General features: G+C 57.9%; 21 protein-coding genes. 13 read left to right on the top strand and 8 right to left on the bottom strand.

Translation table 11 applies throughout. From position 1 onward, the window contains the following. Positions 1-714 (top strand): MgtC/SapB family protein, encoded by a 714-nt coding sequence (locus VHB22_RS00300; RefSeq protein ID WP_325454941.1) that lies wholly within the window; start codon positions 1-3, stop codon positions 712-714. A 64-nt stretch (positions 715-778) separates the two neighbouring features. Here the strand turns inward: VHB22_RS00300 and VHB22_RS00295 are convergent, their stop codons facing one another. Both VHB22_RS00295 and VHB22_RS00290 read right to left on the bottom strand, forming a co-directional pair. Next, complete coding sequence (locus VHB22_RS00295; protein WP_325454957.1) at positions 779-1,150, bottom strand: DoxX family protein; 372 nt, start codon at positions 1,148-1,150, stop codon at positions 779-781. Between the two features lie 36 nt (positions 1,151-1,186). Continuing rightward, positions 1,187-3,574: a heavy metal translocating P-type ATPase gene (locus VHB22_RS00290; protein WP_325454940.1), complete on the bottom strand. Its 2,388-nt coding sequence runs from the start codon at positions 3,572-3,574 to the stop codon at positions 1,187-1,189. A gap of 79 nt (positions 3,575-3,653) precedes the next feature. On the opposite strand from VHB22_RS00290, the gene VHB22_RS00285 reads away from it, so the two are divergent. From VHB22_RS00285 to VHB22_RS00275, 3 genes are all read left to right on the top strand, one after another. After that, on the top strand, positions 3,654-3,929 hold the full coding sequence (locus tag VHB22_RS00285; RefSeq protein WP_325454939.1) for a metal-sensitive transcriptional regulator: 276 nt from the start codon (positions 3,654-3,656) through the stop codon (positions 3,927-3,929). Positions 3,930-4,149: 220 nt separating this feature from the next. Further along, positions 4,150-5,115, top strand: coding sequence for a L,D-transpeptidase (locus tag VHB22_RS00280; RefSeq protein WP_325454938.1), 966 nt, complete (start codon positions 4,150-4,152; stop codon positions 5,113-5,115). Positions 5,116-5,153: 38 nt separating this feature from the next. Next, the gene (locus VHB22_RS00275) at positions 5,154-5,633 is read left to right on the top strand and encodes a hypothetical protein (protein ID WP_325454937.1); all 480 of its coding nucleotides are present in this window, start codon (positions 5,154-5,156) and stop codon (positions 5,631-5,633) included. Between the two features lie 99 nt (positions 5,634-5,732). Here VHB22_RS00275 and VHB22_RS00270 read toward each other — a convergent pair whose 3' ends face one another. Together VHB22_RS00270 and VHB22_RS00265 are read right to left on the bottom strand one after the other, a co-directional pair. Further along, complete coding sequence (locus VHB22_RS00270) at positions 5,733-6,197, bottom strand: regulator (RefSeq protein ID WP_325454936.1); 465 nt, start codon at positions 6,195-6,197, stop codon at positions 5,733-5,735. 41 nt (positions 6,198-6,238) lie between these two features. Further along, positions 6,239-6,661, bottom strand: coding sequence for a DUF3280 domain-containing protein (locus tag VHB22_RS00265; protein ID WP_325454935.1), 423 nt, complete (start codon positions 6,659-6,661; stop codon positions 6,239-6,241). Between the two features lie 293 nt (positions 6,662-6,954). Here VHB22_RS00265 and VHB22_RS00260 point away from each other — a divergent pair, with 293 nt between their 5' ends. The 3 genes from VHB22_RS00260 (at position 6,955) to VHB22_RS00250 (ending at position 9,570) form a co-directional block, all read left to right on the top strand. Further along, positions 6,955-7,956: an AraC family transcriptional regulator gene (locus VHB22_RS00260; protein WP_325454934.1), complete on the top strand. Its 1,002-nt coding sequence runs from the start codon at positions 6,955-6,957 to the stop codon at positions 7,954-7,956. A 159-nt stretch (positions 7,957-8,115) separates the two neighbouring features. Then, on the top strand, positions 8,116-8,706 hold the full coding sequence (locus tag VHB22_RS00255; RefSeq protein WP_325454933.1) for a TMEM175 family protein: 591 nt from the start codon (positions 8,116-8,118) through the stop codon (positions 8,704-8,706). Between the two features lie 69 nt (positions 8,707-8,775). Beyond that, complete coding sequence (locus VHB22_RS00250) at positions 8,776-9,570, top strand: SDR family oxidoreductase (protein ID WP_325454932.1); 795 nt, start codon at positions 8,776-8,778, stop codon at positions 9,568-9,570. A 47-nt stretch (positions 9,571-9,617) separates the two neighbouring features. On the opposite strand, the gene VHB22_RS00245 is transcribed toward VHB22_RS00250, so the two are convergent. Together VHB22_RS00245 and VHB22_RS00240 are read right to left on the bottom strand one after the other, a co-directional pair. Next, on the bottom strand, positions 9,618-9,878 hold the full coding sequence (locus VHB22_RS00245) for a hypothetical protein (RefSeq protein ID WP_325454931.1): 261 nt from the start codon (positions 9,876-9,878) through the stop codon (positions 9,618-9,620). Between the two features lie 88 nt (positions 9,879-9,966). Beyond that, positions 9,967-10,842, bottom strand: coding sequence for a CAP domain-containing protein (locus tag VHB22_RS00240; protein WP_325454930.1), 876 nt, complete (start codon positions 10,840-10,842; stop codon positions 9,967-9,969). Between VHB22_RS00240 and parC the strand changes: the two genes are divergently transcribed. Beyond that, on the top strand, positions 10,841-13,090 hold the full coding sequence (gene parC, locus VHB22_RS00235; protein ID WP_325454929.1) for a DNA topoisomerase IV subunit A: 2,250 nt from the start codon (positions 10,841-10,843) through the stop codon (positions 13,088-13,090). The genes VHB22_RS00240 and parC overlap by 2 nt on opposite strands. Positions 13,091-13,180: 90 nt before the next feature. Here the strand turns inward: parC and VHB22_RS00230 are convergent, their stop codons facing one another. Next, entirely contained in the window at positions 13,181-13,948 is a 768-nt protein-coding gene (locus tag VHB22_RS00230) for an arginyltransferase (protein ID WP_325454928.1), read from the bottom strand. Between the two features lie 857 nt (positions 13,949-14,805). Here VHB22_RS00230 and VHB22_RS00225 point away from each other — a divergent pair. The 3 genes from VHB22_RS00225 to VHB22_RS00215 all read left to right on the top strand — a co-directional run bounded on the left by VHB22_RS00225 (position 14,806) and on the right by VHB22_RS00215 (position 16,742). Further along, entirely contained in the window at positions 14,806-15,012 is a 207-nt protein-coding gene (locus VHB22_RS00225; RefSeq protein ID WP_325454927.1) for a hypothetical protein, read from the top strand. Between the two features lie 98 nt (positions 15,013-15,110). Continuing rightward, positions 15,111-16,406: an O-acetylhomoserine aminocarboxypropyltransferase gene (locus VHB22_RS00220; RefSeq protein ID WP_325454926.1), complete on the top strand. Its 1,296-nt coding sequence runs from the start codon at positions 15,111-15,113 to the stop codon at positions 16,404-16,406. A gap of 15 nt (positions 16,407-16,421) precedes the next feature. Continuing rightward, complete coding sequence (locus tag VHB22_RS00215; protein WP_325454925.1) at positions 16,422-16,742, top strand: hypothetical protein; 321 nt, start codon at positions 16,422-16,424, stop codon at positions 16,740-16,742. On the opposite strand, the gene VHB22_RS00210 is transcribed toward VHB22_RS00215, so the two are convergent. Further along, positions 16,739-18,553: a class I poly(R)-hydroxyalkanoic acid synthase gene (locus VHB22_RS00210; protein ID WP_325454924.1), complete on the bottom strand. Its 1,815-nt coding sequence runs from the start codon at positions 18,551-18,553 to the stop codon at positions 16,739-16,741. The two genes, VHB22_RS00215 and VHB22_RS00210, sit on opposite strands and share 4 nt — an antisense overlap. Before the next feature lie 382 nt (positions 18,554-18,935). On the opposite strand from VHB22_RS00210, the gene VHB22_RS00205 reads away from it, so the two are divergent. Next, entirely contained in the window at positions 18,936-20,162 is a 1,227-nt protein-coding gene (locus VHB22_RS00205; RefSeq protein ID WP_325454923.1) for an LL-diaminopimelate aminotransferase, read from the top strand. An 11-nt stretch (positions 20,163-20,173) separates the two neighbouring features. After that, positions 20,174-21,499, top strand: a complete 1,326-nt coding sequence (locus VHB22_RS00200; RefSeq protein ID WP_325454922.1) for a homoserine dehydrogenase — start codon at positions 20,174-20,176, stop codon at positions 21,497-21,499. Positions 21,500-21,519 lie beyond the last annotated feature (20 nt).

Raw genomic sequence — 21,519 nt, 5'->3', positions numbered from 1 at the left:
ATGGACATGCCCCTGCACCCGAATTGGTGGGATATCGCCCTCAGGATTACTTTGACAGTGATCGCGGGCGCCGTCGTCGGTATCAACCGGGAGGCTGGCGGCCATAGCGCCGGCTTTCGCACGACCGTTCTGGTCAGCCTCGCCGCGGCGCTATCCATGATCCAGGCCAACATTTTGTTGACGCTTGATGGCAAGACTCCGGCGTCATTCGCGGTCATGGACCTCATGCGCTTGCCGCTCGGCATATTGACCGGAATGGGCTTTATCGGCGGTGGCGCAATCCTGAAGCGCGGTAATCTCGTTTCCGGTGTCACGACCGCGGCGACGTTGTGGGCGATGACCGTGATCGGCCTCTGCTTCGGCGGCGGGCAGCTGGTTCTCGGCTGCGTCGGAACGATCGTTATTCTCGTCGCGCTCGTCGGCTTCAAATGGGTCGATTTCCGCATCCCGAGGCAGCGGCGTGCGCACGTCATGATAGCGGGTGGGTCCGACGCGCCAATGGTTAGCGATGTTTATGGTATGCTGAGCGCAGCCGGATACCGGTCGAATTTCCTGCGCCAGACGAGCAACGGTGAGGACGGCCGCAAATCGACGACGTTCGAGGTGCGCTGGGATCAGCCGGAGTTCGCCGGCCCGCCAGAAGATTTACTTTCGCTTCTGAAGCAAAAGTATGATGTACAGTCCTTCGAAATTATCGTCGAAGGCACGCACTGAAGGCGAGATCCCGATTTTCTGCAGCTCGCTACGTGCGCTTCCGCATGAATTTTCTGGCGCTGACCTAGAGCGCATGCGCGGCGGCAATCAGCAAGCCGCCAATTATTGCGATATTCGTCTGCCACATCGTCTTTGCCGTGTCGCGCATCGCGCCTGCCATATCCCAGAAATTGAGCAGCATGATCGACGCGGCGATCGTGAATGCAATCAGGCAAAAAGCGGAAGCGGCCACGTAGGTGCCAGCGATGAAGAATGCGCCTGCGATCGTTTGGAAGATGGACCCTGCGATCAGAACAAGCCGCGGAGCAGGAACACCGCGTGCGGAAAGGGCGGCCGTCAGCGGCGGCATGATGAAGAAGTGATGGATGCCGCCATATACGAATAAACCGCCCAAAAGAATTCGGCCTAATGTCAGGATAGATGAGCCAAGATCGATATTCACGATGCGCCCCCAGAATTTGTCGTGATCGTCTTATCCTATAGCGGCCTTTCTTAAACGCAGGGCATTCGTGATGACACTGACGGAGGACAGCGACATCGCCGCGGCTGCGATGACCGGAGACAGAAGCAGGCCGAATACCGGATAGAGAACACCCGCCGCAATCGGCACGCCAGCAGCATTATAGATAAACGCAAAAAACAGGTTCTGGCGGATATTCGCCATTGTCGCTTCGGACAGTCGGCGGGCCTGTGCGATGCCCTCGAGATCGCCTTTCAGCAGCGTGATGCCCGCGCTTTCGATTGCCACATCGGTGCCTGTGCCCATTGCGATGCCGACGTCGGCCACCGCAAGCGCGGGAGCGTCGTTGATGCCGTCCCCTGCCATCGCAACGGCATGGCCGTCTTGCCGGAGCTGAGAGACGATCTTCGCTTTGTCCTCAGGAAGGACATCGGCTTTCACATCGCTGATGCCGAGCTTCGCTGCCACCATTTTGGCAGTTGTCGCATTGTCCCCTGTCAGCATGACGACGTGGACGCGGCTGTCCTTCAGCTTACGGAGTGCAGACGCGCTCGACGCTTTTATCGGGTCGGCGACCGCCACGATGCCGGCACACTCGCCGTCGATTGCCACGTAAACCACGGTTGCTCCGTCGCCGCGAAGTTGTTCGGCTTCGGCATCAAGCGCTGCCGTATCGATCTCCTCGTCCGCCATAATGCGCTGGTTGCCGATGATGACACGACGTCCTTCGATCGTGCCCGAAACGCCTTTGCCAGAGGGTGCCGAAAATCCGGAGCTCGCAACGAGCGCAATCTTACGTTCGTTGGCAGCTGCGACGACGGCCGCGCCGAGCGGATGCTCGCTTGCCTGTTCGAGGCTGGCTGCAAATTTCAATAGGTCGGACTCGCTGATTGCGCCCGACGTGCGGAGTGCCGTAACTTTCGGCTTACCTTCGGTCACGGTGCCTGTCTTGTCGACGACGACGGTGTCGATTTTCTCCATGCGCTCCAGCGCTTCAGCATTCTTGATCAACACGCCCGATTGCGCGCCTCGGCCCACGCCGACCATGATCGACATCGGCGTCGCGAGGCCGAGCGCGCACGGGCAAGCGATAATCAAAACCGATACGGCCGCGATCATCGCGTAAGAGAAGCGCGGCTCAGGTCCAAAAGACATCCAGGCAACGAACGCCAGCGCCGCAACGGCAATAACGAGCGGCACGAACCAGCCCGCAACCTGATCGGCGAGTCGTTGGATTGGCGCGCGGCTGCGCTGTGCTTCGGCTACCATCTGAACAATCCGCGCAAGCATCGTGTCGCGCCCGATACTGTCAGCTCGCATGATGAGCGCGCCGTTGCCGTTGATCGTGCCGCCTATGACTTTCGCTCCGGCCGATTTGCTGACGGGAAGAGCTTCCCCCGTGACCATCGATTCATCGACCAGGCTTTTTCCGTCAATGACCGATCCATCGACCGGAACGCGCTCTCCGGGACGAATGCGTAACCGGTCGCCAACAACAACCGCGTCAACCTGGATTTCTTCTTCGCGCCCGTCGGCAGATACGCGGCGTGCCGTTTTCGGCGCGAGATTGAGAAGGGCGCGGATTGCGCCGCTCGTTTGATCGCGTGCTCTAAGCTCCAGCACCTGGCCGACGAGGACGAGAACGGTGATGACCGCAGCAGCTTCGAAATAGACGGGGACGGCGCCGTCGCTGCCGCGTAGCTCGGCTGGAAACAGGTATGGAAAAAGCGTTGCTACGACGCTGTAAACCCATGCGACGCCGGTACCGAGCGCGACGAGCGTGAACATGTTGAGATTGCGCGTGCGGAGCGATTGCCAGCCGCGCTCGAAAAAGGGCCATCCGGCCCAAAGGACCACGGGCGTTGCGAGAAGGAGCTGCACCCAGTTCGATACGGTCGGACTGATCAGACGATGCAGGCCAAAGATGTGGCCTCCCATTTCCAGAAAAAAGACTGGAATAGTCAGTGCCAATCCGATCCACAAACGGTGCGACATGTCCGCGAGTTCGGGATTGGGCGTCGCCTCGGCGGTTACGAGTTCCGGTTCTAGTGCCATGCCGCAGATCGGGCAGGAGCCCGGACCCGCCTGGCGGATCTGCGGATGCATGGGACAGGTATAGATCGTGCCTTCAGGCACCGGTTCGCTCGCGGCTTCGGACGGGCTCAGATACTTTCCAGGATCAGCGATGAATTTCGCTCGGCAACCTGCGGCGCAGAAATAATAGGTGCGTCCGCTATGCTCGGCGCGGTGCTTGGAGGTGTGCGGATCGACGGTCATGCCGCAAACGGGATCTTTGACGGCGTGCGCCGTCGGGGTCGCGGCATCATTGTGATGAGCGCAGCATCCTCCATGATGTTCGTGGTTGCCTGTTCTGCCTGAAGCGTTCTTATCCGCCGCCATCGTGACCTCGCGCCTGCTATACCCCAATAGGGTATCGAATGGTTTGACATGTATACCCCAATAGGGTATACGTCAAGGTATGCAGAAGCCGATGAAAGCCTCGTGCCTCAAGCGCCTGAACCGGATCGAAGGGCAGGTGCGCGGTCTTGCCAAAATGGTGGCTGAAGATCGTTATTGCATCGACGTGGTGACGCAAATCTCAGCCGTGAGGGCGGCGTTGCGCCGTGTCGAAGAAGAAGTGTTGAGAGATCATGTCGCGCATTGCGTCGAGCACGCGATTGCCAGCGGCAATGCGACCGACCAACGGCGAAAAGTAGCCGAGTTGATGGACGTGCTGGCGCGCGCTTCGCGTTAAGGTGAGATGCCTTGCGCGGGCAAGAATCTTTTGCGCGCGTACGCATCGCGAGAGGTGTTTTGCGCTTCGTCGCCACTTAAGCATTCGTAATGTCGCATGCGAAACCGTGCCATCGATTTGCCATGCGAAAGCCGACATCCCCCTCCACATCCGAACGACGGAATGAATCGTTTCAGTCGTTTGTCTGGCTTGTGTGGATTCGTCTTATAGTGGGGCTTTTATGAAAACGTTCATCGCTGCAGCTGCCGCGCTTGGCGCGTCGGTCGCGTGCTCGACGTGGGCGTCGGCGCAGGAATGGAATCCTTGGGATAGAGCAGGAAGCGCCCCGCCAGCCCAAGGTTATTTCGACGGCTATGGCGGCCGTTACAATGACGATGACCGATATGGCGCCCGCGTTTATCGCCGGTTCGATAATGACGATGATCGCCGCTACGATCCGCGTTACAACGACGACCCGTCCTATGACGGGCGTCGCTACACGCGCGACGATGATCGTTACGGCCGCGATTGGCGTCGCGATGATTACGGCGCCTGGGATGCGGCGCCGTCGCCTGGCGAAGAGGAACAGCTCAGAAAAACAACCGGCGTGAATAGTGGCAATCGGCCCTATATAAAACCGGTCGCTCCGCCGGTCGTTAATTTTTCCGGGCCATATGCCGAAGGCTCGGTCGTGATCGATACCAGTAGACGCAAGCTCTACTACGTACTCAGCCCGACAAAAGCTTACGCCTATCCGATCGCCGTTGGTCGGCAGGGCTTTTCTTGGACTGGCAAGGAAAAAATTTCGCGCATCGCTGATTGGCCTGACTGGTATCCGCCCGCCGATATGCGCAAGCGGCAGCCGAAACTTCCCAAGCGTGTATTAGGCGGAATTCGCAATCCGCTCGGCGCCAAGGCCATCTATCTGGGGAACACGCTCTATCGTATCCATGGAACGAACGAGCCGAAATCGATCGGCAAGGCGGAATCGTCAGGATGCTTCCGGATGCTGAATGAGAACGTTTTACATCTTGCGTCGCTCGTGCATGTCGGCACCGAGGTGACCGTCGTCCGATCCTTGGACGGAAAAATCGCTTCTGCGACGACGACCGCGAAGTCGCGCAGATCCGTTAATCGTTCGTCTACGCAACAATATAGACGCGGTGATGACTACGACGATCCATACGAGTACGATCCATGGCGTTAAGAGAGTTCCGAGTGATTGGCTGCTTGCAGGAGTGCAACATGAAATCGATAGTTAAGCTTTCGGCGTTGTCCGGCGTTCTCTTGTGTTTGGCCGGTCCGGCCTTTTCCGAAGATGCAGGCAGCACGTCTGCAGAATTGGCGTTCATGCCGAGCGCGATGGACGTGACGCTGCTTAACGAGAAAGGCAAGTTCGTCACCGTCGACATGAAAACGCTCAAGAAAGGCGAAAAGTGCCATATGGAAAAAGACGCGGTGATCATGAAAGTCGGGCCGGGCGGAGCGGCCGACACGACCCGCGTCCGCTACATCGCGCCGAACTTCTCTCATGGCGGCTGCCCCTTCATGACGGAGTTCGAGATTTCCAATGCGGATTACAAGGCAGCACGCGATGCCTTCACTGCGCGAAAAGCGGAAGCATCGGAGAAGATCGACGCGTTGAAAAAGCAGCTCGGCGATAAATGGAACGAGCTGACAAACGACAAGCCGTCCCCCGACACCTCGCCGGCGCAAACGAAATAATCTGCGTCACACTGGATTAAACTGTGCCGACAGCGGGAGCCCTGACCGGGCTCCCGCCGTTTACATAATATGCATTCGTCCAGTATCGCTTGTCGTCTACTAGCTTGCCGCTTGTGCTTCGTACAAAGCCCTAAACTCCCCAACGCCAAGTGTGGCTATGACGTTAAGATCGTCGTCCAGAATTTCGTAGACGAGATCCTTCACGTTGCGATTGCTGAAAAACGCAATCACATCCTGCGCGCCGCCGCCTTCGCGATGCGGCTCACCGTCGGACGCTGTTTCGACATAACTGCCGACGGGGCGAATTTCCTTGAGCTCACCATTGGCGCGATAGATGCGCAATTCCCCCTGCAGAATGAGCGTCACATAATCGGCTTTGTGCCGATGCAACGCAATCTGTGAATTGGCATCGAACTTGAAAAGTATATCGACGATATGGTTCTGCTCATCGACTTTGCAAATGTGATAGGCGACGTGCGGAAAATCAGGCAGTGTGTACCAGCGAATATTCCGGGTATCGAACGGAAGGGAGACATTCGCGTCTTTGCTCGCTTGAATGGTCATGTTCCATAGTCCTGATCTTGCTACGTTTGTATTTCGAAATTTTATTGATCTTTGCTCAAAGTACGTACGAAAACGTCAGCGGCGCGGTTCCACGCCCGTTCATTGTCTCCGCGAAAGTCGAAGTCTCTTCGATAGACGACGCGCCGCGTCCCAACATCCTCTATGCGGATGTGTAGCGTCCCGATAAGAGTACTCATCTTAAATATCCAGCCAACGAGGACACGCTGAGCATTAAGACGCTTTGCGATATCCAATTCGCAGCCATTGCAATCGCGGAGGTACGTCCCTGGGTTCACCGCATTGATTGCCTGAGTGACGGCTTCGTGCGGTACGACGCGATACCTGCCGGTCGCTTCTATTTTGTTGCGAACAGTTGTGGTCACTGCGGAAAGCATGGCCGTATGACGGTCGGCAGAGCCGATCTCACCGGAATTGTCATCGATCTCGAAGGGCAAGACTGCCATCAGTGGTGGCCTTGGAGCGGCTGCATGGACAGAAATGCCGACGCACAAGCTCATGGCAAAGAACGCGACGGCAAGCATATTCCGGACGCTGAAGGTGCACCTGATCAATGCTGTTACAGGGACTCGCTGCCTGTCGGCCATCTTCTGCGTGGTCCTTTTCGGTATTAGATCTATCTTACCGCCGCCGCCCCAGCGTCACTGGAGACTCGCCATAACACCAACGTGACTTGAAGCCGAAATGGCCGCTTGCCATTTTGCGCCATTATCGAAAATCTTTGGGATCGGCGATCGAAATGGCGCCTCGTCTTTCGGGCTTTACACGCGCAAGTTCTCTCGGCCCGATTTCCGAGTTCATGGATCGGCATGGCGGATCATTCACCCGCGCACTTCGAAATGTCGACCTGCCATTCGCCATACTTGAACAGCCGGACATAGTTATTCCGTTGAGAGAGCAATTTCGCCTACTCGAAAAAGCGGCACGCGAGACGGGCGATCCCTATTTCGGCGCACGCTTAGGGCAGGCTGTCAAAGGCCGGGAGTTGAGCTCATTTGGCGCCTGGGTCTGCTCGGCCGACAAACTCGACGGTGCTATTCGCCGTGCCCATGCCGGACTTAACACCATGTTACAGACATCAACGGTGCTGACGTTTACGCGGCGGGGGAGCAAGGTACGTTGGTCGATCGAATTCGTGGAGCCCGAGACGGAAGGCCGGCATCACAACGAGTTCCTCGGTGTCAGCTATATGATCGATATGATCCGTGGATATGCCGGGCGAACCTGGCGGCCGGATGTAGTCATGTCGGTTCTGCCGGCAGGTTCCCCGAGACAGGCGCTGGAAGAGATTTTCGGTACGAACGTTTTGCATGGATGCGGCGTACCGGCGATTGAGTTTGATGCTTCGCTGCTCGGTCGGTTGAGCTGTGAAGCATCCGCATCATCCGTAGATGGCTATCTTGAACCTCGGGTGCCGAGGCAGAGCGATGTTGTTGCAACGATCAAGTCTGTCACCGAGCTGGCGCTCCATGAAGGCTATCCTCATATTAAATGGGTAGCTTCCAAGCTCGGAACGACCGGCCGTTCTCTGCAACGATGGCTGGACATGCACGGAACGTCTTTCAATCGTGTGGTCGATGGGGTCATGGAAACCCAGGCGAAGGACTTGCTGCGCCAATCGGAAATTTCCGTGACGCAAATCGCTTTGCGGCTGGGCTATTCGGACCCTGCGCATTTTACGCGAGCGTTTCGGCGCTGGACCGGGATGACGCCAAGCGCCTACCGGTCCGAACAGCGTTAGTGCCGGACAAGAGGCGATAGCGATCGAACAATCGCCATCCCGTCTACCTTTGATTACGACGCGAAAGTCGAACGGCCATGCCTAACGCCGATGTTTCAGCCCGTCGCGCAATATGCTACCGGCGATTGGCAATCGTCGTTCGCTTGGAGGGGCTTAAGGATGGAAAGACTGGCTGCATTCAGTGACGGGGTAATCGCGATCATAATCACGATCATGGTGCTGGAGTTGAAGGTGCCTGAGATTGCCGACGTCGAAGCTCTCCGGCATCTCATTCCCGTTTTCCTGAGCTACGTGCTCAGCTTCATCTATGTCGCGATCTATTGGAACAATCATTATCAACTGCTCCGCGCGTGCCCGAGCGTCAATGGCGCGATCCTTTGGTCAAATGCGCATCTCCTGTTCTGGCTTTCGCTGATCCCGTTCGCTACGGCATGGATGGGTGAAAATCATAATGCGCCGGTCCCAACCGCAGTTTATGGAGTTGCGCTTTTGATGCCGGCGCTGGCCTGGATGATCCTGCAGAATGCGATCATCCGCCATCACGGCGAGGGTGCCGTCCTAGCCCAGGCCGTAGGGCGCGATGTTAAGGGCAAGCTATCGATTGTAGCCTACATTTCAGGTGCGGCACTTGCATTCGTGTCGCCGCTGATTGCCGATGCCATCTATGCGGCGGTCGCAGTGATGTGGCTGGTTCCTGACAAGCGCATCGACAACGCGCTGAAACAAGAGCTGTCGTCTCACCACCGATGACGAACCAGATGAAACGGTGACGATGCCAAACGATTTCGTCTTTTCAGAATGGAACGATGGGTTGATGGAATGAAAATAGACCTCACCGGAAAAACGGCGCTTGTTACGGGATCGACCGCCGGAATCGGACTCGCGGTTGCGAAGGGTCTTGCGGCCAGCGGCGCGCGCGTCATTGTCAACGGCCGGAAGCAGGAGAGCGTCGATCGCTCTGTTGCGGCGGTTCACGCCAGTGTTAAGGCTGCGGCCGTTTCGGGCGTCGCCGCCGATGTTTCGACCGCGGAGGGCTGCAATACGCTCATCGCCGCTGCGGAGGCCGTCGATATTCTGGTCAACAACGCGGGCATCTTCGAGCCCAAGCCGTTCTTTGAAATTCCCGATGCGGATTGGACACGATTTTTCGAAACAAACGTTATGTCCGGCGTCCGCCTGTCGCGGGCGTTGATGCCAGGAATGCTGGAGCGCGACTGGGGCCGCATTATCTTCATTTCCTCGGAATCGGCGTTGAATATTCCGGTCGAAATGATCCAATACGGTTTCACGAAAACAGCGCAGCTGGCGATTTCGCGCGGTCTGGCGGAATTGACTGCCGGAACGAACGTAACGGTGAATTCCGTATTGCCGGGTCCGACGCGGTCCGACGGCGTGGAGGACTTTCTGCAAGCGATGGCGAAATCTGCTGGGACAAGTGTAGACGAGATGGCCGCAAATTTCGTCAAGCAGCATCGCCCGTCGTCACTTATCCAGCGTTTCGCGACGGTCGAAGAGGTCGCGAACATGGTTGTTTATGTTGCGTCGAAAGAAGCGTCGGCGACGAACGGTGCGGCGCTGCGGGTCGAAGGCGGCGTTATTCGAACGATTGCGTAAAAAAACCGCCCGCCGAAACGGGCGGCTGCACAACGTGGCAAGCGGATTTATTTGCTGTCGTCGGATCGGTTCGGGACGTCGATGCTCACGCCCGGGGCCTGCACTTGCGTACCGTTCTGGTCTTTCTTAACGCGCGTGAAGGGCGCCTCCACAGTCGTTTCACCGGTCGCCTTGTTTGTCTCGACGCGGACTGCTGGGCTATCGACGACGACGTCCGACTGGGAGCGCTGGTAAGCGTACACGCCTCCAGCAATCAGAACGAAAAGCAGAATGATCAGAGCAAAGCTGCCCATTCTGTTCGTATCCATCGCATGACCTCAATTACTGTTAACGCCAAGCACCAAAACGCGCATAAGGCGAGGAATGTTCCGGATTTCGGAAAAAACGGGAAACATCTTAGTTGGCGCGCGCGCCGATAACGACCGAGAGGGAACCGTTTGCATCTGATTTGAGCGTGTAACGCGTTCCGTCCTTCGCGGGGAATTGCGTTATGCCGCTCGCAGATGAAAAAAAGCCGCCAGGTTTTGAAAGCTTAATGATGCCCGCCGCGCACGAATGTTGAACGATGCTCATGCGGGATTTCAAATCACGCGACCTGTCCTGAAACGCGAACGTGACGGTGACTTTCGATAAATTTGCAATCTCGAACGTCAACGACGACGATGCCGGACGTCCGAGGAGTTCAACGGAAATGAATTTCGGGACGGCACCCGGACCGCGCGCGACCCCGACACCGATTTCCGTTGCGCCGGCCATCAGGATATTGGCGCGGTGGGGTGGCGAATTCATCCACCCGGCAAGGGCCTGAAGCGCGAGCTGGCCGGTATCAAATCCGGCGTGACTGCGATCCATCGCCAGATTTTCGGCGATTGCGCAAAATTTGTAGCCCGCGCTCTCGACACGCTCGCTGGGGCTGCGGCCGTCGGCCGTGTGGGAAAATTGATCCGTCCGGGCCAGGCGTTGCGCATATGCCCGTGCAGCCTTTGTAAGAATTGCGTTGACCTTAAGAGATGACAGGTTTTTCTCCCGCCGAACCTGATTGGTCAGGTCGACGATATGTTGCTCGACTTTCGGTAGATCGGGGACAAGAGCTGCCATTCCGGCCTGTTCTGCTTCGAGAATTTGGTCGTTCGGTGGTCCGTGCGCCGCCATCGCCGCGAGGCTGCGCAGACCTGTCGATTGCGCCCAAATAGCACGGTTTCGACAAAGCTGTAGGGGCGGCAGTTCGGCGGGCTTGAGAGCGCGCAAGCGCCGCTGTAGGGAATGCGCCATGACGACAAAACCGATTCTGCCCGGCGACGGCCCGATCGAGCCCGTTGAGCTTCGCACCGCGCTCGAAGAGCGCTATCTCGCATATGCGCTTTCGACCATTATGAACCGGGCGCTGCCCGACGTTCGCGATGGTCTGAAGCCGGTGCATCGCCGCATCCTTTATGCGATGCGCGAACTGAGGCTGAATCCCGAAGGCGGCTATATCAAATGTGCCAAGATTGTCGGCGAGGTGATGGGCGATTACCACCCCCACGGCAACCAGGCGATTTACGATGCGTTGGCGCGCCTCGCCCAGGATTTCGCTGTGCGCTACCCGCTCGTTGACGGGCAAGGTAACTTCGGAAATATCGACGGCGATAATCCCGCGGCCGAGCGTTATACCGAAGCCCGCATGACGGAAACGGCCGCGCTGATCCTCGAAGGAATCGACGAGGACACGGTTGAGTTTCGTCCGAATTACGACGGCCGTGTCGAAGAGCCGGTCGTGCTGCCGGCCGCGTTCCCGAATTTGCTCGCGAATGGCGCCTCGGGCATCGCCGTCGGCATGGCGACCAACATCCCGCCGCATAACGTCGATGAGCTCTGTGCGGCGCTCTTGCACCTTATCAAGCACCCCAACGCGACGATCGAGAAGCTCGTCGAAATGGTGCCCGGGCCGGATTTTCCCACGGGCGGCGTAATTGTCGAGCCGCGCGACGCCATTCTCGAAGCCTACAAGACGGGCCGCGGCGGCTTTCGCGTCAGAGCGCGCTGGAGCAAGGAAGAAACCGGTCGCGGCGGTTACCAGATCGTCGTTACCGAAGTTCCCTATGGCGTTCAGAAAGCGAAGCTCGTCGAAAAAATCGCCGAGCTTATGAGCGAGAAGAAGCTGCCGCTGCTCGGAGATGTGCGCGACGAAAGCGCAGACGAAATTCGTCTCATTCTGGAGCCGAAGAGCCGCACGGTCGATCCGTTGCTCTTGATGGAAAGTCTGTTCCGCTCGTCCGAGCTTGAGGTCCGGGTTGGCCTCAACATGAACGTCCTCTCGGCCGGACAAGTGCCGAACGTGCTCGATCTACGCGACGTGCTATGGCAATGGCTGGAGCATAGAATCGAAGTCCTCGTGCGGCGCTCGACCCATCGCCTCAAGAAAATTGAACATCGGCTCGAGGTTCTCGACGGCTATCTGATTGCATACCTCAACATCGATGAAGTTATCCGCATCGTTCGCCGCGAGGACGATCCCAAAGCAAAGCTGATTTCGAAATTCAGCCTTTCCGAAGTGCAGGCCGAAGCAATCCTGAATCTCAGACTGCGGTCGCTTTCGAAGCTTGAGGAAGTCGAAATACGCGCCGAGCACGACAAGCTTTCGAAGGAGCGGCGCGAGCTGAAGCAACTTTTGAAATCCGAAGAGCTACAGTGGGCAAAGGTCGCGGACGAGGTCAAAGCAACGCGCGAAACCTATTCGAAAAAAACCGCGATTGGCCGTCGGCGTTCGACTTTCGACGATGCGCCGGAAATCGATATCGATCTCGCGGCCGCGCTCGTTGAGAAAGAGCCGATTACGGTTATCCTTTCCGAAAAAGGATGGATCCGGGCGCTTAAAGGTCACCAGGATGATCTGTCGAAGCTCGATTTCAAGCAGGGCGATGAACTAAAGCAAGCCATCAAGGCGTCGACGACCGACAAGCTGGTGCTGCTGGCGACGAACGGCAAGTTCTTTACGCTCGAAGCGGGAGCGCTGCCGGGCGGCCGTGGTCATGGAGAGCCCGTCCGGCTCATGATCGATCTCGAAGAAAACCATGACTTCGTCGAGCTGTTTGTGCACAACCCCGAGCGCAAATTGCTTGTTGTCTCCACAGGAGGTTATGGTTTCATTGTGCCGGAAGCCGAAGTCATCGCTTCGACGCGCAAAGGCAAACAGGTTTTGAATGTGTCGGAGCCCGACGAGGCTCGTGCCTGCGTCCCGGCAGACGGCGATTATGTTGCGACGCTCGGAGAGAATCGCAAACTTCTCGTATTCAAGCGCGATGAGGTGAACGAGATGACCCGCGGCAAGGGGGTGATCTTGCAACGGTTCAAGGACGGTGGACTCTCCGACGTGCGGGTTTTCAAGAAGTCGGAAGGCCTGACCTGGATCGACAGCGCCGGCCGGTCGTTTGCGCTCTCATGGAGCGAGTTACGCGAATGGGTTGGCGAGCGGGCGCAATCGGGGAAGCTCGCGCCAAAAGGCTTTCCGAGATCGAATTCGTTCGGACCGCGATTTTAAAGACGGTCTACAATAACGGAATGGACGGGCTATCGACCGTCATAACGACGAAAATCGGGCGCAATCTGGAGCGCACGCGAGTGCGATCCGTTATTCCCCATCTTCGCAATCGTGCGCCCGTTCCCAGCGATCGGGGCCGAGCCGCTCTTGTGGCCTGAAGCGTGTTTTGTAGGCCATCTTGCGCGAACCTTCGATCCAATAGCCCAGATAGACGTGCGGTAGACCCAGCCGTCGCGCAAATTCGATGTGCTCTAGGATCATGTAGGTGCCGAGACCGGCGTCCGCATCTCCGGGATTATAGAAACTGTAAACCATCGAGATCCCGTCAGTCAGCCGATCGCAAAGCGCGACAGCCTTCAGCGGCCAGGAATCGCGTTCAAGATCGTCGCCGGCGTCGGCAGGTTTTTGCCGATACTCGGTCAAGAACGTCTCGATTACCGTGTCCTCGACCATCATGCGATAGTCCAGCATGGTCATATCGGCCATGCCGCCGTCGCTGTGCCGAGCGTCGATGTAGGCGCGGAAGAGGCGAAATTGCTCGACCGTCGGGATCGGAGCCATCCGTTCCGCTATAAGGGCGGCGTTCCGCGTCCAGCTTCTCCGCATCGAGCGGTCGGGCTGGAACTCATTGACGAGAACGCGGACCGACACGCAGGCTTGGCAGCCTTCGCAGTAAGGGACGTAAGCAATGTTCTGACTGCGGCGAAATCCGGTCGTGAGCAGCCGGTCGACCAATTCGGCAGGCTTATCGTGTGTCAGATGCGTGAAAAGCTTGCGCTCCAGCCGGCCAGGCAAATAGGGGCAAGGTTGCGGGGCAGTGACGTAGAACTCAGGAAACTTCTTTTGCTGCTCCGTCATTCCAACGCATCCCTCGGGGCTTCGGCTTCACCCTCAAACGATGATAGAGGGAGGCGCGGCCCGCGATCAAGGCGCCCCCGGCACAGGGCGGCGCGAATAGTGAACAGCAGCCTAAATTATCGTTGTTTGATCACGGTCCGCCAGCTCTGCGCATCTATATGGATAGTTCTACAACCTCAAGCAATGCCGGGTATCCCGTTTAGACCCACCAGAGGATGCTCCAAGACCGTACCGGTCGGCTAAACCTTGAGTGGCTGCGCAACCGCCTTGGGTATGGCTCGCACGCCCTCCGCGCCGGAACTGGTCACGATAGCGTAAAGCGCGCAGGCCGAAATCACACCCGCCACAACAATCGCCGCCCAGAGCGCCGAGCGGCGAAGAAACCATCCAATCGTCGGAGTTTCGGACCGATTACTGTCCCACGCCGCACGTTGGGCCGAAGCCCCGTATGTCGTCATTAGCTGCCCTATCATCTGCCTCAGGACTCGCGCCCTACTCTTCGCTCCGAAAACCGCGCTTGCACAAGAGCACCGGCAAGCAAACGCGCAGGAAAGCGAATCGGTTGTTGCATTCCGACGACTTATTTTTATTCAAAGCGGATTACTCGGGGCTGAAGTGTGACCAAGAGGGTACTTTTGAGGGTAAAACCTGCTGCGATCACGCCACACTCTTGCTGTCAAAACGCACGTGTCTGCTTTTGGGCAGGCCCTGCGACAGCCAAGTTCTTGTGCATGGCAATATTTCGCCCATACTCGGGAAATAATCTCGGTTCATAAGAAAAGCGTCGAGGAACCGCCCCAGGGGTAAACCGGGTCACCTTCGCCAGGTGATCGCCAGACCAACACCTTGGGGGTCATATGATCGAACTCGTCGTTGCCGTCTGCATGATCGACAAGCCGTCCCGCTGCAAGGACGTTACCCTAAATTTCGAGGGCGAAAGCGTCAGCACTCAGCAGTGCATGATGAGCGGCCAGATCGAAATGGCGAAATGGATTGGCGAGCACCCGAATTGGGTGGTCCGCAAATGGCGCTGCGGTATCGCCGGCCAATTTGCCAACCTCTGAGAACCGGCCGCATCTGTTCAATGCTTTGAGAGAAGCGGTTGACAGAGCAGCCCGCTGTGCGCTCCCTGACGGCAATTCGCCGTTCAGGAGGGCCACCGATGACCCAGTCGCCGACGCCTAAGTTCGCGACGCAAGCTGTCCACGCTGGCGCGAGTCCCGATCCGACGACCGGGGCACGCGCGACGCCGATCTATCAAACGACATCCTTCGTCTTCAATGACGCCGATCATGCAGCGTCGTTGTTCGGCCTGCAGGCATTCGGAAATATCTACACGCGCATCAACAACCCGACGCAAGCCGTTCTCGAAGCGCGCATCGCTGCGCTCGAAGGCGGAAGCGCGGCATTGGCTGTCGCCTCGGGACACGCGGCGCAGTTCCTGGCGCTGCACACGCTGCTTGAGCCGGGCGATGAATTCATCGCGGCGCGACAGCTCTACGGTGGCTCGATCAATCAGTTCAACCACTCGTTCAAGAAATTCGGATGGAACGTCGTCTGGGCGGACGCCACCAAACCGGAGAGCTTCGCTCGCGCTGTTACACCTCGGACGCGGGCCATTTTCTGCGAAAGTTTGGCCAATCCTGGCGGTATCGTCATCGACCTGCCGGCAGTCGCGAAAATTGCAAAACAGGCGGGCGTCCCATTCATCGTTGATAACACACTTGCGACACCATACCTCTGCCGGCCGAAAGAGTTTGGCGCCGACATCGTCGTACACAGCCTGACAAAGTTTATCGCGGGACACGGCAACTCGATCGGCGGCATCATCGTCGATTGCGGTACGTTCGATTGGCTCGGAAGCGCCCATAAATACGCCGCGCTGGTCGATCCCAATCCGTCATATAGCGGGATGGTCATGGCCGAAGCATTCGGTCCGATGGCGTTTGCGATTGCGACGCGCGTGCTTGGCCTTCGCGACCTCGGTGCGGCCATATCGCCGTTCAACGCTTTCTTGATCCTGACAGGCGTCGAAACTTTGCCGCTCCGCATGCAGCGCCACTCCGACAATGCTCTCGCGGTCGCCAAATGGCTGGAAAAGCATCCGGCGGTGAGCTGGGTCAATTATGCCGGACTGCCAGGCAACGCCAGCTTCGCCCTGCATCAAAAGATTTGTCCAAAAGGTGCTGGCGCCGTCTTCACGTTCGGCGTCAAGGGCGGCTATGAAGCCGGCGTAAACTTGGTTTCGCGCCTGAAGCTTTTTAGCTTGCTCGCCAACATGGGCGACACACGAAGTCTTGTCATCCATCCGGCTTCGACTACACATCGACAGCTTAGCGATGAGCAACGGGAAGCTGCGGGCGCCGGTCCTGATGTCGTTCGGCTCTCGATCGGGATCGAGGACGTCGACGATATCATCGCCGATCTCGATCAGGCCCTCGCGGCCAACTCACAATGATGCAGGAAGGGGGACATGAACCACCAGCTTGTTTTGCAGTTCCAGGGCGACGACGAAGACACCTTGGATAAGGTTATTGAGCTTGAGGATCGTTTGATCGACGCGCTTGACGGCTCAACGACCGCCGAGGTCGATGGTCATGAGCCGGGGGACGGTGTCATCAACCTGATACTTCTCGCAAAGAACGCAACGAAAGTTTGGGAAAAGATCGAGCCGATTGTCGAGGGAGCATCGGACGAACTCGACATCACTGCCGTTGCATTCCGCGCGCTCGACGCGGAAGATTTCACTGTGCTCTGGCCAGCTGATTACGAGGGTGAATTCGAACTCGCTTAACGCGCTTTGACGTAAGAGCCCGGCGCGTCCTCGATTATGCCGAGCTTGGCGCCGGGCGTCCGCGCCTCCGTCCATCCCCCCGACTGCTGCGACAGCCATTCGATCCAATAAGGCCACCACGAGCCGGGCGATGCGGTTGCGCTCTTTTCCCAGTTGGCAAGGCTCGTCATGTCCGTTCCCTTGGTCCAATATTGATATTTGACCTTGGACGGCGGATTGATGACGCCTGCAATATGGCCGGAGCCGGCGAGCACGAATTCAACCGGGCATTTGAACATCTGAATGCCGCGAAAAACCGATGCGGCAGGGGCGATGTGATCCTCACGCGTCGCGACGGAAAAAATCGGGAGTTTAATTTTCGACAGGTCAAGTTTGATGCCGCCGATGACCATCTCGCCCTCGGCAAGACGGTTCTCATTGTAGAACTCCCGCAAGTAGAATTTGTGATTGGCAGCCGCCATCCTCGTCGAATCCTGATTCCAGTAGAGCAGGTCGAACGGGAACGGCTTCTTGCCGAGCATGTAGTTGTTGACGACATACGGCCAGATCAGATCGCGCGGGCGCATCATGTTGAACACGTTGGCCATGCGCGAGCCGTCGAGAAAGCCTTTTTCCGTCATCAATGAATCGAGGCTGCTGAGCTGGGTGTCGTCGGTAAAGAGAAGAAGATCGCCCGCGAGTTTGAAGTCCACCTGCGTCGTCAGCAAGGTACAGCATTTGAACGGTTCTTCCCCGCGCTGCGCGAGGTAGGCCAGGCCCGTCGCGAGTGCTGTGCCGCCGACGCAGTAACCGAGAACGTTGATTTTTTGAACGCCGGTTTCTTCTTTGACAGCCCGGGCCGCTTCAAGAATTCCTTCAAGGATGTAGTCTTCGAATGTTTTTTCGGCGAAGCGTTCGTCAGGATTGACCCACGACACGACGAACACCGTAAAGCCCTGATCGACGACGTATTTGATGAAGCTCTTCGACGCGGTCAGGTCGAGAATGTAATATTTGTTAATCCAGGGGGGAATCATCAACAGCGGACGTTCGCGCACTTTGTCCGTTGTCGGCATATATTGGATCAGCTGAAAAAGCTCGTTCTGGAAGACGACCTTTCCCGGCGTCGTCGCGAGATTACGTCCAAGCTCGAAGGCATTGGCGTCCGTCTGGCTGATCTTCATCAGATCGCCCGACCGCTTCAGGTCCTCTGCCAAAAGATTGGCGCCGTTCAAGAGATTGCGCGCGTTCGAGACAATCGTTTCGCGCAGCACCTCCGGATTAGTTGCGAGAAAATTCGTCGGAGAGTAAGCGCTGGTATATTGCCGCAAGTAGAATTCCGCGCGATGGCGCTCTCGCGCATCCAGCCCCGGCGTCGCGGCGAGTTGATCCTCGGCCCATTTGCACGCGAGCAAATACGCCTGCTTACAGAAATCGAAGAACGGATTGTTGTCCCATTCGGGATCCTTGAACCGGCTATCGCTCGACGCCGGTTCGATCAAAGGCGCAATAGGCATCCCCATCGCGCGGGCAAGAACATTGTTCCAGAGGCTCGCGAACTGGTTGAAAAAATGGGCCTGCGCTTCCGAAAGTTTGACGGGATCGGACAGCCAGGTCTGGAGCAACGCGGACAACGTTTCAGTTGCGGCGGAGAATTCGCTCGCCGGAGTGTACGGTCCGATCTTCGCATCGGGACGCTCGGCAAGCTGAGCCAGGGCCACGCTTCCTCGCTCGAACGCCCGAAGAATATTTGAAGCGAACTCTTCCGGATTTGGGATGAGATAACGCGACAAGAAGGACTGGGGCCCGGTATCGTGACTGTCTTGCGGCATAGCGGCGTTTTAAATGTTCCAATTTGCGGTGCCCGGCAGGCTCGGCACCTCTCGGCTCGCTGCCATTTACCCTTTCACACTGCGCTCCGGACGGTATCGGTTCAAGCCGAATCACGGGTGCAGTGCCTTACCTCTAAGTAGGAGCTTGGCGGAGGAATGACCAGGAGCGGCATTTTCTTTCTGGCAGTGCAAAAGCACGTCTTCGCCGGTCGTCAACGGCCGTTTTCACACCTTTATGCCGCGGTACTGGACGGACCCAGGCAGGCAAGCGTAAACAGGGCGGCGGCGGGTTGGGCTCTGCACAATCGCCAGCTCCCCGTGCTGTCTAGGCACATGATGAAACAACTGTGACGCCAAGGTTGCGGCGCCGAGGGCAAGGAATTTGAGCGAAGACTTTCACCGCATCAAGCGCCTGCCACCCTATGTCTTCGCGGAGGTTAACCGGCTGAAGGCGGCAGCGCGCGCGAGAGGCGCCGACATTGTCGATCTCGGCATGGGCAATCCCGATATGCCGACGCCACAGCACATCGTCGACAAGCTGATCGAAACCATCAACAAACCGCGTACCCATCGATACTCGGCCTCCAAAGGCATACCAGGACTGCGCAAGGCCCAGGCGGCATATTACGCGCGCCGGTTTGGCGTCAAACTAGATCCGGAAACGGAGATCGTCGCGACGCTCGGATCGAAAGAGGGTTTTGCCAACGTCGCACAGGCCATCGCGGCGCCGGGCGACGTCGTGCTCGTTCCGAACCCGACATACCCGATCCATGCTTTTGGATTCATCATCGCGGGTGCTTCGATACGCCATTTGCCTGCCAGCAACGGCGAGGATTTTTTGCGCGCGATTGACCATGCGGTGAGGCACTCGATCCCGAAGCCGCTCGCCGTTGTCATCTCATTTCCGTCGAACCCGACCGCCACGGTCGTCGGACTCGATTTTTATAAAGAGGCGGTGGCGCTGGCGAAGAAGCACGATCTCATTGTGTTATCGGATGTCGCCTACGCAGAACTCTATTTCGACGGCGTACCGCCGCCGTCCATCCTTCAGGTGCCGGGTGCCAAGGACATTTCGCTTGAGTTCACGTCGCTATCGAAGACTTACAACATGCCGGGTTGGCGCATGGGCTTCGCGGTCGGAAACGAACGGCTGATCGCGGCGTTGGCCCGCGTGAAATCGTATCTCGATTACGGAGCGTTTACGCCTATACAAGTCGCCGCCGCCGCCGCGCTGAACGGCCCGCAGGACTGCGTCGACGAAATTCGCGCCATGTATAAGAGCCGGCGCGACGCGCTGGTCGAGAGTTTCGGCCGGGCGGGCTTTCCGATTCCACCGCCGCCTGCGACGATGTTCGCCTGGGCTCCGGTGCCGGAGAAATATCGCCATTTGGGCTCAGTCGGGTTTTCGAAGCTTCTGATCGAACAAGCTGACCTCGCCGTCTCGCCCGGAGTGGGATTTGGCGAGCATGGCGAGGGCTTCATCCGCATTGCGCTCGTCGAAAACGAACAGCGCATCCGCCAGGCTGCGCGCTCGGTCAAAAAACTTTTCTCGGAAGCGGTAGAGACCGACCACCGGGAATCCCACCCTCAGAAATCCGCTACACAATAAGTAAGTACGCAATGGAACCCCTTACACTCGGTATTGCCGGAGTTGGCACGGTCGGCGGCGGTTTGCTGGAGCTGCTCGCCGCAAACGGCGCGCATTTCGCGAACATCGTCGGCCGCGAAATTCGTATCACCGGCATTTCCGCGCGAAGTCGCGACAAATTACGGAGCGCGCCGATCGATGGTTTCAAATGGTTCGACGATCCGGTCGCTCTTGCCAAGGATCCTTCCAATTCAGTTTTCGTCGAATTGATCGGAGGAGAAGACGGCGTCGCCAAAGCCGCGGTCGAAGCGGCGCTTCATGCCAAGAAGCACGTGGTGACGGCGAATAAGGCGCTCCTTGCAAAGCATGGCGTTGAATTGGCCGCGCTGGCCGAAAAGAATGGCGTCGCATTGAATTTCGAGGCTGCGGTCGCGGGCGGCATCCCAATCATCAAGACGCTGCGTGAGGCTCTGGGCGCGAACCGCGTAAAGCGCGTCTATGGTATTCTGAACGGCACATGTAACTACATCCTGACGCAAATGCAGAGCGAGAATCGCGCGTTCGCGGATGTGCTGAAGGAAGCGCAGGCGCTCGGCTACGCCGAAGCCGATCCGACATTCGACATTGGCGGGTTCGACACGGCACACAAGCTGGCCTTACTGACCAGCTTGGCGTTCGGAACGAAGGTCGCCTTCGATCAGATCCACGTCGAAGGCATCCAGACGATCACGCAGGCCGATATGGAAGCGGCCGACAGCCTCGGCTATCGCATCAAGCTGCTCGGCGTCGCGAGCGAGACCGAGACGGGCATCGAGGCCCGTGTCTCGCCCGCCTTAGTTTTCAAGGATTCTGCGATTGCAGAGGTATCCGGCGTCACGAACGCAATTGCGATTGAGGGCGATTTTTCCGGAAGCATTTTGCTCGTGGGCGCGGGCGCGGGCGCGAAGCCGACGGCATCTGCAGTTGCGGGCGATATCCTCGATATCGCGCGCGGTTTGATCGTGCCGCCGTTCGTGACGCCGACGGCCAAGCTGAAAGCCCACAAGCGGGCGAAGCTCGATCAGCATTATGGTTCTTATTACGTACGGCTGGCACTCTACGATAAGCCCGGTGCGATGGCGGCCGTTGCTAAATGCATGGGCGACCGCGGCATCTCGCTGGAGAGCATCGTCCAACATCGTCCGCAGACGTTGCATGCACCGCGCACCGTGCCGCAGCGCTCGAAAGATAAGGCCCAGCCCGTGATCATCATCACGCACGAGACGACCGAAGAGGCGATGCGCAAGGCTCTTGCAACGATCGAGCGGGACGGCAACGTCAGCGAGAGCCCGCAGATGATCCGCATCGAAGAACTGTAATTTGCATTGGTCAATACGTG

This window comes from Hyphomicrobium sp. (assembly GCF_035548195.1).
In the GTDB taxonomy this organism is placed as follows: domain Bacteria; phylum Pseudomonadota; class Alphaproteobacteria; order Rhizobiales; family Hyphomicrobiaceae; genus Hyphomicrobium_B.
Note: the sequence above shows the minus strand (reverse complement) of the source record. Positions and strands in the feature narration are given on the sequence as shown.